The organism is Aliivibrio sp. EL58 (assembly GCF_900312675.1).
Taxonomy (GTDB): Bacteria; Pseudomonadota; Gammaproteobacteria; order Enterobacterales; family Vibrionaceae; genus Aliivibrio.
Genome location: NZ_OMPC01000001.1, coordinates 449,093 through 463,071, shown reverse-complemented (window position 1 = coordinate 463,071; position 13,979 = coordinate 449,093). Strand labels below are relative to the sequence as shown.

15 protein-coding genes are annotated in these 13,979 nt (G+C 37.0%); 6 read left to right on the top strand and 9 right to left on the bottom strand.

Annotated elements, in window-relative coordinates:
• The first annotated feature begins 73 nt into the window (after nt 1-73).
• Nucleotides 74-913 (top strand): hypothetical protein, encoded by an 840-nt coding sequence (locus tag ED622_RS01945; RefSeq protein WP_122032280.1) that lies wholly within the window; start codon nt 74-76, stop codon nt 911-913.
• A gap of 9 nt (nt 914-922) precedes the next feature.
• Here ED622_RS01945 and ED622_RS01940 read toward each other — a convergent pair whose 3' ends face one another.
• Nucleotides 923-1,825: a LysR family transcriptional regulator gene (locus ED622_RS01940; RefSeq protein WP_122032279.1), complete on the bottom strand. Its 903-nt coding sequence runs from the start codon at nt 1,823-1,825 to the stop codon at nt 923-925.
• 177 nt (nt 1,826-2,002) lie between these two features.
• On the opposite strand from ED622_RS01940, the gene ED622_RS01935 reads away from it, so the two are divergent.
• Both ED622_RS01935 and ED622_RS01930 read left to right on the top strand, forming a co-directional pair.
• Nucleotides 2,003-2,524: an NADPH-dependent FMN reductase gene (locus tag ED622_RS01935; RefSeq protein ID WP_122032278.1), complete on the top strand. Its 522-nt coding sequence runs from the start codon at nt 2,003-2,005 to the stop codon at nt 2,522-2,524.
• A 293-nt stretch (nt 2,525-2,817) separates the two neighbouring features.
• Nucleotides 2,818-4,422, top strand: coding sequence for a mechanosensitive ion channel family protein (locus ED622_RS01930; RefSeq protein WP_122032277.1), 1,605 nt, complete (start codon nt 2,818-2,820; stop codon nt 4,420-4,422).
• 61 nt (nt 4,423-4,483) lie between these two features.
• Here ED622_RS01930 and ED622_RS01925 read toward each other — a convergent pair whose 3' ends face one another.
• Nucleotides 4,484-4,699, bottom strand: coding sequence for a hypothetical protein (locus ED622_RS01925; protein WP_122032276.1), 216 nt, complete (start codon nt 4,697-4,699; stop codon nt 4,484-4,486).
• A 120-nt stretch (nt 4,700-4,819) separates the two neighbouring features.
• Entirely contained in the window at nt 4,820-5,746 is a 927-nt protein-coding gene (locus ED622_RS01920; protein ID WP_122032275.1) for a LysR family transcriptional regulator, read from the bottom strand.
• 231 nt (nt 5,747-5,977) lie between these two features.
• Between ED622_RS01920 and ED622_RS01915 the strand changes: the two genes are divergently transcribed.
• From ED622_RS01915 to ED622_RS01905, 3 genes are all read left to right on the top strand, one after another.
• Nucleotides 5,978-7,495, top strand: coding sequence for a DUF1254 domain-containing protein (locus ED622_RS01915; protein WP_122032274.1), 1,518 nt, complete (start codon nt 5,978-5,980; stop codon nt 7,493-7,495).
• A 345-nt stretch (nt 7,496-7,840) separates the two neighbouring features.
• Nucleotides 7,841-8,050: a cold-shock protein gene (locus tag ED622_RS01910; protein ID WP_012552262.1), complete on the top strand. Its 210-nt coding sequence runs from the start codon at nt 7,841-7,843 to the stop codon at nt 8,048-8,050.
• A gap of 291 nt (nt 8,051-8,341) precedes the next feature.
• Nucleotides 8,342-8,551 (top strand): hypothetical protein, encoded by a 210-nt coding sequence (locus ED622_RS01905; RefSeq protein ID WP_045104442.1) that lies wholly within the window; start codon nt 8,342-8,344, stop codon nt 8,549-8,551.
• A gap of 38 nt (nt 8,552-8,589) precedes the next feature.
• On the opposite strand, the gene ED622_RS01900 is transcribed toward ED622_RS01905, so the two are convergent.
• Genes ED622_RS01900 through ED622_RS01875 form a run of 6 tightly spaced genes read right to left on the bottom strand, consistent with a single transcriptional unit; the run spans nt 8,590 to nt 13,812 of the window.
• Nucleotides 8,590-9,252, bottom strand: a complete 663-nt coding sequence (locus tag ED622_RS01900; protein WP_122032273.1) for an HAD family phosphatase — start codon at nt 9,250-9,252, stop codon at nt 8,590-8,592.
• A 1-nt stretch (nt 9,253) separates the two neighbouring features.
• A complete protein-coding gene (locus ED622_RS01895) occupies nt 9,254-10,273 on the bottom strand; it encodes an ABC transporter ATP-binding protein (protein ID WP_122032272.1) in 1,020 nt (339 codons plus the stop codon).
• Nucleotides 10,273-11,058 carry an ABC transporter permease gene (locus ED622_RS01890; protein ID WP_122032271.1) on the bottom strand — a complete coding sequence of 262 codons (786 nt, stop codon included), beginning with the start codon at nt 11,056-11,058 and terminating at the stop codon, nt 10,273-10,275. Before ED622_RS01890 ends, ED622_RS01895 begins: the two co-directional genes overlap by 1 nt.
• Nucleotides 11,045-11,932, bottom strand: a complete 888-nt coding sequence (locus ED622_RS01885) for an ABC transporter permease subunit (RefSeq protein WP_122032824.1) — start codon at nt 11,930-11,932, stop codon at nt 11,045-11,047. Before ED622_RS01885 ends, ED622_RS01890 begins: the two co-directional genes overlap by 14 nt.
• Nucleotides 11,932-12,750 (bottom strand): alkaline phosphatase family protein, encoded by an 819-nt coding sequence (locus ED622_RS01880; protein ID WP_122032270.1) that lies wholly within the window; start codon nt 12,748-12,750, stop codon nt 11,932-11,934. Before ED622_RS01880 ends, ED622_RS01885 begins: the two co-directional genes overlap by 1 nt.
• 9 nt (nt 12,751-12,759) lie before the next feature.
• Nucleotides 12,760-13,812 carry an ABC transporter substrate-binding protein gene (locus tag ED622_RS01875; protein ID WP_045104437.1) on the bottom strand — a complete coding sequence of 351 codons (1,053 nt, stop codon included), beginning with the start codon at nt 13,810-13,812 and terminating at the stop codon, nt 12,760-12,762.
• Nucleotides 13,813-13,979: the final 167 nt, after the last annotated feature.

Sequence of the window (13,979 nt, the reverse complement as noted above, 5' to 3'; positions counted from 1 at the left end):
CAATGTAAGCGACTTGGATATGTTATCTTTAAATATATCCATCCGTAATTACACGATTAATAAGGCCAATTTTATGATTCGACCTCTCTTTCTGCTTGCCATGCTTATTTTTACCTCGCTTTCAATTCAAGCTGAAGAGGTGAGTTACTCAGAACAAGAGTACTTAGATCGTCCATTAATGGAGCGCTACATTCTTGATGAATTAAAAGCATTACGAACAGATCAGCAAGATTTAGAAAAAAGAATGATTATCCAAATTACAGACAGGGAGCTTGCTGTTGCGGATAAGTCTCTTAATTATTCAAATGTAACCGTGACCTATTTTTTCTATGTTATTGCAGCCGTTGCTTCTTTAGTTGCCTTGATTGGTTGGCAATCTCTAAAGGAAATGAAGCAAAATACGAGAGAGATGGCAGATAAGCAACTTAATAAAATTGCCCAAGATTATGAAAAGAAGTTTGTTGCCTTAGAGCGAGATTTAAAGCGAAAAACTCGAATTATTACTGAGAATAATCGTGAAATTGAAATTATCAATGAAGTGCATAATCTATGGCTGAGAGCTCAAAGTGTTCAAACGGCCGAACAGAAAATGGATGTTTATGATGAGATCTTAACGGTTAGACCGGGTGATTTAGAAGCATTAACGTATAAAGCCGATGCAGCAATGGAAATGCGTGAGTTCCATTGGGCATTAAACCTGTGTAATCGAGTGCTAGAAGTGGATGACCAAAACGCACATGCACTATTTCAACGTGCGTGTGCGTATGCTCAATTGGGTGCGGAAGTTCAGGCTATTGATGATTTACAACGTTCTATTAATGCAAGTTCTTCAATGCGTGAGCTTGTTGTTGAAGAAACAGATTTTGACCCATTACGAGGCCTTGAACGATTTGAAGCCTTGTTAGAAGAGTAAATTTATACATTATTCTCCAAGGTGTTCAGTGATGAAATCTAAAAAGCAGCGCACCTTGGCAGACATATGTTTACGACTTGGATACACAAAAAACACATCAATCGTAAGTTTGGGATAATCTGAAAACAGTTCAACTAGCTTTCCAGTTTCTAATTCATCAGTTAAGTGGAATTGAGGGATACGAGTGATCCCTTGTCCTGCCAAGCATAATGATAACTCCATAAATGAATTATTGGTGATGACCTGACATTGCAATGGTACAGCAATAGGTTGGTTGTCTTTATCTACAAAATCCCAAACAGCTCCTTGTTTTACATACGCATAACCAATGGTTTTATGTTCTGATAGTTCATTAGGGTGCAATGGTGCGCCATGCTTTTTTAGATAATCAGGAGAAGCAATAGTGATGGCTCTTGAACGTAAGAATCGACGGCTGATTAAGCTAGAATCTTCAAGTTGATGTGATGCTCGGAGCGCCATATCAAATCCTTCTGCCACAATATCAATTTTTCTATCATTTAAATCTAGCTCAAGCGTGATGTCTGGATATAAATCCGTAAATTTACCAAGAATAGGGCGTAAACGAGAAAGGGCAAAGCCAACAGGACAACTGACTTTTAATCGACCTTTAGGCTTTTCTTGCTGTCCGGAAATCGCATTTTCAGCCATTTGTGCATCTTCGATAAGTTGTTGGCATTGTTGAAAATAAAGTTCACCTTCAGGAGTTAGACGTAAAGTTCGAGTCGTACGGTGAAGCAGACGTACGCCTAAACGCTCTTCTAGTTTTCCGATCTCTTTACTAATGTAAGAGGTCGAATGCCCACTGTTTAATGCTGCTTGCGTAAAGCTGCTACTAGTAACAACTTCAACAAAAATAACCATGCCATCAAATAATGCTGAATTAAAGGCCATATTTACTTACTCACATTTTCATTACGAGTCATATGGAAATAATCATTGCACATTTAGGTTATTAATTAAAGTTTGTGGATGAACTATAGTTACTCCATCGCAAACAAGAACAATAAATTTGAAAAGAGCAGAGCATTAACTACTCTTTTTACTTAAATAGAATATGAAGGTAGGCCTATGAAAATTTTAGCATTAGCAGCAAGTAGCAGTTCAACATCAATTAACAAACGCTTAGCAACGTATGCAGCAGGCCTTGCGGCAAATGCTGAAGTTGAGGTTCTTGATTTAAATGATTTTGAAATGCCTATCTTCAGTGAAGACAAAGAAAAAGAGTTAGGACAGCCAGAGCAAGCAAAACGTTTTTTCCAAAAAATTGGTGAAGCCGATGCCGTTGTTATCTCTTATGCTGAACACAATGGCTCTTATGCTGCGGCATTTAAAAACGTGTTTGATTGGACTTCTCGTATCGATATGAAAGTCTACCAAGGCAAGCCTGTAATTATGCTAGCAACATCACCTGGCCCTGGTGGTGCAGCGACAGTACTTGCAGCAGCAACAGGATCTGCACCTTACTTTGCTGCTGATGTAAAAGGCTCTCTTTCTATTCCAAGTTTCTACGATAACTTTGATATGGAAAAAGGTGAGCTACGTAACGAAGAACTTGCAGCACAATTAACAGCAGTAATGTTTGCCTTATAGTTGCTTTGAGTTAGTCACAACCCAACACGAAAGCGCGTTCATTCTATTTTTTAATAATAAAAATAGTTGAACGCGTTTTTTTGTCGCTATCTATCAAAGAATATAGCAATAAAAAAGATGATAAATAGAAACAATAAACCTTAAAATTCAATTCAGATAAGTCCTTTTGATTTCACAAAAAAGCAACAGTTGAACGAGTTTTCAGCATTTAACGCTATTAATAAGAAGAGATATAGAACAGAATAGATAAGCTTAGATTATTATATGGTCATGATTTAAATAGGACGTTTTTTATGATTAAGAAATATGTGGCTTTGTTGCTATTGATGGTGAGTTTTATTGCACCAACGTATGCTCAAAGTATTGATGAAATGAAAGTAACACAGCAGAACTTACAAGAGCGTTTAGTTCAATTATCTACTGCTGATCCCGCCGATAAACTCTTTTTTGAAGATGTACTTCGTCGTCAAAATGAAGACATTAGAAATGAGATCGCTGTAAAAATTCAAAGCGATAGTAAAACCCCAGGTTTAGTTGCTGCAGTTCGTTCTGAAATGGTATTGGTTAATCAATTATTATCTTATAGCCAAAAAGAACTTGTACGTATTACTAAGGCATCAAGAAAAGCAAGCGGTGATGAAAAAGCAGATTTAGAATTTGCAGCTCAAAAACGTCTAACGATGATGGACCAGTATTATGTTGAGGCCTTTGAAACGTTAACGTGGGGGGAATCATTAAATATCGATTTCACCAATGAAGAACAAACGATTTTAAAAGAGTTAGAAACCCGTGCAGATCTATTATTCAATGTGATTCATTATCTTGATTCCCAAAGAAATGATATTGCTCAGCGTTTGAAATTTGCTTCTACTGAACAAAAAGAGACATTAAAGCAAACAGCAGTGACGATGACTGAACGCATTTCATTAATGGTCGCGAGCTTAGAAGCAACCACGACGTTAATGGAAGAGAATGGCATTGATATTACAAAATATAAGCAATTAATATTCTCTATTACGGGTGATATTAATAGTGATGTATTGGACGTTAGTGTTGCTTATGGTTTGACTGAAGAGTGGGTTACAGGCTTTAAAGATTGGGCAGTAGAAAATGCACCGTCGATCATCGTTAAACTTATAATCTTTATTATTATTCTTTGGGTTACTCGAATTCTTTCTCGTGTTGCAAAAGCAGCGATTAAAAAGAGTGTTTCTCATTCAAAGATGAAATTTAGTCACTTGATGCAAGATTTCTTTGTATCAATGGGGTCTAAGTTTGTCATGATGATCGGTATCTTAATTGCCCTTTCTCAAGTTGGCATTAATTTAGGTCCACTGCTTACTGGTTTTGGTGTAGCGGGTGTCGTGATTGGTTTTGCCTTAAAAGATACCCTTTCTAACTTTGCATCGGGCATGATGATCTTGATCTACCGTCCATTTGATGTGAATGACTTAGTTGAGATAGCTGGCATTACTGGTAAAGTGAGCCACATGAACTTGGTGTCAACAACCGTTAAAACCATTGATAACCAACAATTGGTTTTCCCAAACAATAAGATTTGGGGGGATGTGATTAAAAACGTGACAGCTGAAACTGTGCGCCGTGTTGATATGGTGTTTGGTATTGGCTATCAAGATGACATTGAAAAAGCGAAAGCTATCTTTAATGACATTTTAAGTAATCACCCTGCAGTTTTAAAATCACCAGAGCATATGGTGAAGTTACATACTCTGAATGAATCATCAGTTGATTTCATTGTGCGCCCTTGGGTGAAAACAGACGATTATTGGGATGTATACTGGGAAGTAACAGAAACGGTTAAGAAACGTTTTGATGCGGAAGGTGTAAGTATTCCATTCCCACAACGCGATGTTCATGTTTATAAGCACGATGCATAAACATATAGTGAAGTAGAAGTAATAAAAAAGAGTGGCCAAACGGTCACTCTTTTTTTTGGTATTAATCTAGGTTGTCTTCAGATTTTATTGCTATCGGTGTTGTTTTTTTGAATTTCTTAACGATGAGTGAAATAACAAAACAGATAGCACCAACAATAAGAGCTGAGCGTAAAATAGTGAAGCTATCGTGCTCTAATTGCTGAATATGAGGACCGACAGAAGCAAATAAGCGCAGGCTGAAAAAGGCGAGTAAGATAAATGGGACAATTTTTTTCATGCGTTAATGCTCCGCTCAATGGGATGATGATGTTTAATTAATAAAGTTATCATAACCAAAGCGGAGCGTAATTTAATCGTTTTTATCGGTAATGTTAGATTACGATTTTGCGCAGCGAGGTTATTCATTTTTTTTGGGGAAATGATTTTTTATTACGTTTTTAATAACTGTTTCTATTTGTGTAATGATTGGATGTTGGTAATAAGAGCGGTGGTACTGCATACCTAAATCAAACTTCATTCTTTTTCCATCGAGTTTTAATGGTACTTTTACTACGTTTGTTGGTAACTCTGTATCTGATGAATCAAATGAGACAAAAATGTGATGACCTTTAGCTACGCACGCCAAAGCAATAGAGGTATTTGCTACGGTGAGGTTCTGTTGTAATCGGATGCCTGTTTCAGTAAATATTCGTTGATAATAACGATGTGTATCAACACTTCCCATCGTTATTCTAACGGTTGCTTGGTTTTCTAGTTTCTTTAACTCAATAAATGAATTATCTGCTAATGGATGTTTTTTAGGTAAATAAACAAAAAGCGCTAAGCTTCCTAGTTTTTTATCAATCACACGATGATTGACGGTTTGTGGGTATCCAGTAATTCCAACAGGTAACGAATTCTTTTTTGGAGATTCGATATCATTTAAAGCCCAGTCTTGAAAAGCTAGTTTAGCTTCAGGATCTTGCTCTAAGGCATGCTCTATCAACCGCAGAGAGAATATTTCATTTAAGGTTGTAGGCAAATAAAAAGCCAACTCGATTTTCTTTTTCTTGGAATAAAGAGTGGTTGATATTCCATTGATATCATTTAAAAAATTTAATGGTTCTTCTATTTCCTTATGCAGATTAACCATGAATGCTGTGGGTTCATACTTCCCTTTCTCTGCAATAAATAGCTCATTTTCAAATAAATCTCGGCAATCAGACAAATGTCGATTAAAAGTGGCCTTGCTGATATCCAATTTATGTATAGTTTTATCGCCCGTTTTCCATTGATAAAGCGTGGTTAAAAATCGATATAGATTTAAATCAATACTGCTTGTCATCTGCGCGTCCTTTTTAATTGGCACCCTTAAAAATCAGTATGGCACAAAACTCAAATTTAAAAGCGTTCATTATCAAAAATGAGTTCATTAATTGATTAAGATAAATTCAGTTATTAAGAAGTAGCGATAATAATCAGCAGATTATCGATAGTGAACTAAGATTTATGTAACGTGAGCGCCACTGTAGTAATTAATAATTTTGGGGCGAATATAAATGATTGAGGTAAAAATATGATGACATTTAAGTTGAAGGCTCTGGCATTATTTACAGGGATCGTTTTTTCAAGCAGTGCGGTATCTACGGAGAACTATAATACTGATATTCCTAAAAGCATAATGACGCCAGATAACGTAGAAACCAGTATTGGTGAGCTTGAATTTAAAGATGGTGCACCAAGTTTAGAAACGACTCAAAAGATTTACGACAACCTTGATACTATTCGTGCTACTGAGGTTTTTTTAAATGCGGTTCCTATGGCTTCAATAGAGGCATTAAGGCTTGGCCATGAAGAGTTAGGAGTCACTAAATCAAATCAAGTGGTTCTCTTTGATAAGTTGATGGATTCAAATCCACTATTTTTGACAGGGAATACTGATACTGTTTATGCATCAGCCTTTTTGGATTTAGAGAGAGATGGCCCTACGGTCATTGAAGTTCCTGCAGGTATGGGACCGACCACGGTTAATGATGCTTTTTTTCGATTTGTGACAGACCTAGGTATTGTTGGTCCTGATAAAGGCAAGGGAGGGAAGTACCTTATTTTGCCACCAAATTATAAAGGAGAGGTACCTAAAGGGTACTTTGTATCACAATCAACAAGTTATACTAATTGGTTTATCGCGCGTGGTTTCTTAAAAGATGGGAAAACGGATTCAGCGGTAAATGCATATAAAAATAAGTTAAAAATTTATCCGTTAGCGAAAAAAAATGTAAAACCAAAAATGGAATTTATCTCTGGTAGTAATAAATCATTTAATACGGTTCATGCTAACGACGCTCATTTTTATGCGGAGCTTAAACCTGTATTAGATAAAGAACCAGTGAGTTTTCTTGACCCTGAATTAAGAGGTTTGATGGCAAGTATTGGCATCCAAAAAAGTAAACCATTTATGCCAGATGAAAGGATGCAAGAGATCTTGCAAGATGGCGTAGCGATAGGGAATGCAACCGCTCGTACTTTGATGTTCCAGCCAAGAGATAAAAAAGCGTATATCTATGAAGACCGTTTATGGAAAACAGCATTTATCGGGAAAGATTATCAATGGCTAATTGATGGAGGAGAAGGTGGGCGCAATCTAGATGCTCGTACTTACTTCTTCTATATGGCTACGGTTAATACTCCTGCGATGGCATTAAAAATGATAGGCAAAGGATCTCAATATGCCATGGTTGATAAAGCAAAAGGTGGCGAGTATTTAGATGGTGGTAAACATTATACATTGAATATTCCTGCGAATGTGCCTGCGAAGAATTTTTGGTCGGTTGTGGTTTATGATCCTCAAACTCGCTCTGAATTACAAACAACTCAATCATTGCCAAGTAAGAATAATCAAAGGGATGATTTTGTGAAGAACCCTGATGGTTCGGTAGATATTTTCTTTGGCCCAACCGCGCCAAAACAAAGAAAAGAGAATTGGATACAAACTGTGCCAGGGAAAGGATGGTTCACGTTATTGCGTTTATATGGCCCTGAAGAGGCATGGTACGATAAAACATGGAAACCCAGTGATATCGAGTTGATTGATTGAAATAGACTTTAAAAACAAGATTATGCCGCCTTTAATGTTACGGGTTTGTTGGTAGATATCGGCGGTATTTGTATGAGACTGATTTATTTGAGTTATGGCTTCAGGCCTAAGAAACGTTAAAATAACTAAAGAAAGTACTTTACAATTTTTAGCACTAAGGTATTATTCATCTCGCTCTGTTGCTCAGAGTTGTTAATGAACATCAAGTAAAGTAAGCCTTAGTATTTCTTCGTAATGTCGTTATTCTCAGTGTTTCCCTTAGCTTTGTCGTCACATTTAATAATTCAAGCTCTAAGCACATCGCATTATGCGATTTTTTATGAATTTAAATATAAGGGACATTACATGTCTAAAACAACTGGTATCGTTAAATGGTTTAACGAAGAGAAAGGTTTCGGTTTTATCACTCAAGATAACGGCGGCGCTGACGTATTCGTACATTTCCGTGCTATCGCTTCAGAGGGTTTCAAAACTCTTGCTGAAGGCCAAAAAGTTTCTTTTGAAGTTGAGCAAGGCCAAAAAGGCCCTCAAGCTGCTAACGTTGTAGCTGCTTAATTTCAAATAAGTTGCGCAGGTGGTATTAGTACCATTTGCGCTACTTTTAAATGTTCTATTAATACTCGATTTAGTTCTACTTTGTAAGATATCAACATTTCAAACATCCACTCCTGTTTTGTACTTGTCAAAAAATCTCTTAGTTACTTCTACCATCTTAGTTTTAATCCAATCATTTTTCTGTAATATTTATCAACTACTCTATATTAAATAATTTTTAGCCTCATTTTATCTTAAATCTATGAGCTCAAAATTAACTATTTTTCTTATCTATAAAATCAAAGGTACTCAATGAAAGTAAATTTTACTATTTTTAAAAATAATGTGTCATGGAATGCACTAATTCACCAACTAAACAGCGATGTTTTATTACGAAATGTTCTGATGAAGGGCAATTTAGACTCGTTTGATATCGGTTTTTCATACTGTGAAGAGACTGGTGAAGGAAATATTACCAACAGCAATAACCAGGCTATTGGCAATTTTTCGATTGCTTATTAATCAATTATTATTCTTTATAATCACAGTATTTGGGTTATTCACTCCCCCCAAAGCAATATAGGCCAATTCTTTTTATCTGAATAAGCCGCCAACTGTTCGCAAGGATTTACTAAGTACGTATGGCTCGCGTACAAACATAATGGTAAATCATTAATAGAATCAGTATAAAAATGTATTTCAGAATAGGTTTTATCCCCTCCACTTAACCATTCTGATAAACGTTCTACTTTTCCTTCTCTGTAACTCGCAACACCTAATATATGACGTGTATAGAGTTCCCCTTTTTCTTTTAAATCAATCCCAATCGCATGCTCTATACCAAGGCGGTCTGCGACAGATTTAACTAAGAAAGCGACAGATGCAGAGATAATTATCATGTCGATATTATCGCGTTTTAATTGAGTAATAAGCGTTTTAGCCTCTGGAAATAATAGAGGTAAAATCCGTTCCTCGACACATTCATGAGTAAGTTGTGCTATTTTTTCTCTTGGTATTGTTTTTAATGGCTGCATTGAAAAGGACAAATAATCTTCCATATCCATCAAACCACGAGAGTATAGAGCCATTAAGCGCTTATCTTCGTCTAGAAAGTCGGGATCAGTCACTATTCCTTTATCAACTAAAAACTCATTCCAAATCATTGCACAATCGCCGTTAATCAAGGTTTCGTCCATATCAAAAACGTATAATGGTTGCGTCATACTAAGCTCTCACTGGTTGAATTTCATTAAGGTTGAAGAGTAAGTCTAGTGTACTTCCTGCGGCTAATAGTCTTTCTGATGAGCGATTGAGTAAATCAACAGTCAAACTGCAATCATTTACTTCTACTTGGTATCGTATTACATTTCCAAGTAATTGGTGGTTTTTAATAATACCTTGTTTGGGTGTTGATATATGATCTGCATAATGGCGTCCTTCTTCTTTTACATAAATAGATTCTGGTCGAATAGCGACTTTCCACTCGGTTTCAATATTAAATAATTGCTTGGCCTTTAGTGCGTCAACTAAGTTGTAATGTCCCATGAATCCAGCAACAAACTCATTAGCTGGTTGTGTGTAGATCTCTTCGGGTGATCCTTGCTGCACTATCTCACCTTGGTTCATTAAAAAGATGCGATCCGACATGATCATGGCTTCTTCTTGATCGTGAGTGACAAAAATTGTGGTTAAATTCAGCTCTTTTTGAATGTCTCGAATCTGTTGACGAAGGCGTTTTCTGATCTTGGCATCTAGTGCGGATAAAGGCTCATCTAATAACAATATTCTTGGTTTGACGACTAATGCACGAGCCAATGCCACTCGTTGACGCTGTCCGCCTGATAATTGATGTGGGTAGCGATTTTCTTTACCGTTTAAATCTACTAATTCAATGACTTTATTTACTTCCTTTTCAACGGTCTTTGCATCAATTTTTTTCATTTTTAGTCCAAAAGCGATGTTTTCTGTTACCGTCATATTTGGAAATAATGCATAAGATTGAAATACCATTCCAATACCACGTTGTTGTGGTGTTTGGTTTGTAATATTTTCACCGTTAACCCAGATTTCGCCATTATTGAGAGGATCTAACCCTGTTAAGCTGCGAAGTAGAGTTGATTTTCCACAACCGCTTGGACCTAGTAGTGTTATGAACTCGCCTTTTTCTATATTGAAATTTATGTTTTCAAAGACTGTGTTATCACCAAATGATTTCGTTAATTGACTTACGCTTACATAGCTCATTATTTAATGCCTCGGCTAAAACGACTTGCTAACCAAGTCAGTAAAAAGATGAATAAGAAATAGGTCATCACTAAAGCAGACGTAAAGTGCCCGCTGGTTTGACGCATGTTATAAAGGTAAATTTGTAAGGTCTCGTAACGAGTACCAACTAATATGTTGGCGAAAACAAACTCCCCGAGTAAAAAGGAGAAGGATAAGAAGATCGATGCCATTAATCCTTTCTTTAAATTCGGAAGAATGATCAAGAGAAATGCTTTTGTCGTACTAGCACCAAGCAAGTGGGCTGCATCCATAAGATCGTTTAGATTAATGGCTTCAAAGCTGTTTGCTACGGCGCGATACATAAAAGGAAGTGCAATTGTAAAGTAGGTTCCAATCAGTATCCAAGGAGTACCAACTAATGGAATTGTGCTGTCGGCATAGAGTTGTAATAAGCCAACGGAAGAGACGACAGGCGGAACAGCAAAGGGCAATAAGATAAGTATATTCATTACTTTATCTAGCTTGGGGAAGTAATAAAAAACCACAAAAATAGCAGGAATAATAAGAAAAACACTTAGCGCTAACGCTGAAATACCAATGAAGAGTGATCGTCCAAAGGCTGCAATAAAGCGTTGATCTGTTAGTAGTTGACCGTACCACGAGAAGGTAAAACCATCAGGTAATATGGTTGCGCCCCAACGTGAAGAAAGAGAGTAAACTAAAGTGGCGATAATAGGGATTATCATGATCCCCACAATAGAATAGACGATTGATTTATGGAATATAGAATTAACGTTTTGCATGATAACTCCTAGCGATAAGCCACTGATTAATGATGGTAATAAAGGCTAAAATCAGCATCAAAATAACAGAAATTGCAGCGGCTAAGTTTGGTTCTAGGAATAAGTCTCCAGAGACAAGGCTAGCAATACGAACGGTAATAACGTTGTAGTTACCATTAGTTAAGGCGTATACGCTAGCGTAAGCACCAATCGCGTTGGCAATGAGAATAATAAACGTACCTAGTAATGCTGGAGATAACACGGGTAATGCTATTTTGAACCAATACTGCCATGTTTTGGCACCAAGAAGGGCTGAAGCGCCTTGCCAATCGTCACTTAATGCATCAAAAGCAGGATAGAGTAGTAACACAGCTAATGGAATTTGAAAGTAGATATATAAAGTAAGTAATCCCCATTTTCCATAGAGATTAAAATCATCAATCAAACCATATTGTTTTAGTAATAAAGTAAATGCGCCATTAACGCCCAGAATAATAATAAAAGCAAAAGCGAGTGGTACGCCTGAAAAATTACTACTCATATTAGTAAATGCGATAACGCCATCTCGGATCTTGCTATTTATTCTTCGAAGCGATGAGACTAATAAGGCAGCAATAGAAAGCCCAATGAAACTAGACCATATCGCTAACCATAAGCTGTTACTGAACCCTTGCAGCATAAAACTGGAATCTAGTATTTCATGATAGTTTTCTAACGAGAACACATCTTCATAAATAAAACTATTAATGAACACCCACAGCATGGGAGCAAGTTGAAATAGATAGAAAAACAAGGCGAGAGGAGCTAACCAAATTGCTGGTTTGAGTTTTTTTAGCCTGTTTTTGGGCGAGATAATTGATGTTCGTTTAGATTGAGTGACAACTGAACTACTCATCATGCTAATAATTCCTGAGGGTATGATTTATTGTGCTCAAGTGCTAATAATTGACACACTGCACCACAAATATCTGTTTGCTTAATCTTCATATCTTTCAGCGTAGGGTCTTGATGACTGAAGCGATTACCAATAACAAAGAGTGGAATTTCGCGCTCTTCTGGTAAAATACCACCGTGTGATAAGTCGTTGTTCATACCATGATCGCTGGTGATAAGAATTTGATAACCATTGTTAATCCAATCATCAATGTAGTTGGATAAAATAATATCAGCGGTACGTGCGCTGTTTCTGTATTGACGAGAATCTAAACCAAATTTATGTCCTACATCATCGATGTTCATCGGATGGATCAATAGAAAATCAGGCTGATGTGTTTGGCGAAGGTACTCTGCATCCAAAAAGAGCGCTTCATCTGGGTAGTGATCCCAATGGTAGAAACACGCGTGTTGAATGTTGAGAGCTTTATTATTAGTAAAGCGATCACGAACAGCATGATAAGGGGAAATATTGTAGAGTTCACTGACCCAATGATATGCCGCTGCTGCCGTTGTTCTGCCTTGTTGTGTAGCTAAGCTAAATATGGAATCTTGATTAGATAAGCGCACAATATTGTTATTCACAATGCCACTGTTTACTGGTGATACGCCTGTTAGCAAGCATTCGTACAATGGACGTGACATCGAGGGTAGCTCTGATTGAATTTTATATAGTGTTGCTCTTTGGTGCTCAATTAACCCAGTTAAGTAACCCATGCAATCATGGGCTACTTGGTAATTAAGGCCATCGAGAACAACAAGAATCGTCTTACTGCTCATTGTGATCTCTTATTGTTGGTTAATTAATACGTTTTCTTGCCATTGACGAGGCAGTTTTCTTGCTGATTTTTCCCATGCGTTGAAGTCAGCAACAGGATGAACGTTAGTGTATTGGTCGTTAGGAATTAATTTATCTTGAATAGACTGAGGCAACGTAACATCACTGCGTATTGGACGCGCATAGCCTTCAGCTAAGTTGATTTGTCCTTGATCACTGAAGATATATTCACGAGCCAGTTTTGCTGAGTTTGGATTTTTTGCGAATTTATTGATAATGGTGGTGTAGCCTGAAATAACAGAACCATCTTGAGGAATATTGACACTGAATCGTTCACGACCTAGTTTATCGCGGTAATTAAGAGCATTAAAATCCCATAATACTGCCACTTCAACTTCGCCTTTTTCTAAGTTTGCTAAGCCTGGGTCGGTATAAGAAAGGCGACCTTGTTTTGCTAGTTCAGCAAAGAATTTAATTGCAGGTTTTAGATTGGCTTCATCGCCACCGTTTGCAAAAGCAGCCGAGAGTACGGCATTATTTGCTTGGGCTGCAACACCAACATCACCGATGCTTACTTTGTATGAACCTTCTAATAAGTCGTTCCAAGATCTTGGGGCATTTTTTACTAATTTGTTGTTAGATATAAAAGAGATTGTGCCTGTATAAGCTAATGCCCAGTGACCTTCTTTATCTTTTGCCCAATCAGGAATTGAGTTCCACGTTGTTGGTTTGTATGGCTGTGTTACGCCTTTTTTTACAGCAACTCGTGCAAATGCAAAGCCCACATCACCAATATCTGCCGTGGCATTTTTCTTTTCTGCGGCAAATTTTGCGATTTCTTGAGCTGAACTCATGTCAGTATCTTGATGTTTTAAACCGTAGATACTGCTTAGATCATTCCATGTATCTTTCCAGTTTGCCCAGCTTCCAGGCATGCCTACACTGTAAACTTGGCCTTCTTTTTTTGCCGCATTCACCAGAGATTGTATGTCTGTATCTTTGGCCAATACCTGCGTTGATAATGTTGCTGTAATTAAAGTGACACCAGTTAATAATGTTTTCATTTGTCTCTATCCTTTGGACTACATCAATAATTTGATTGTCATCCTAGAGAGAGTTTGTGACGGTTTTGAGGCGGATTTCTGACAGTTTTAGTGAATTTTAATGTCATTAATGTTTCACTGTAGAGTAAAGAAAGTCTTTATGTTTGTTGAAAAGCATTAAATTATAC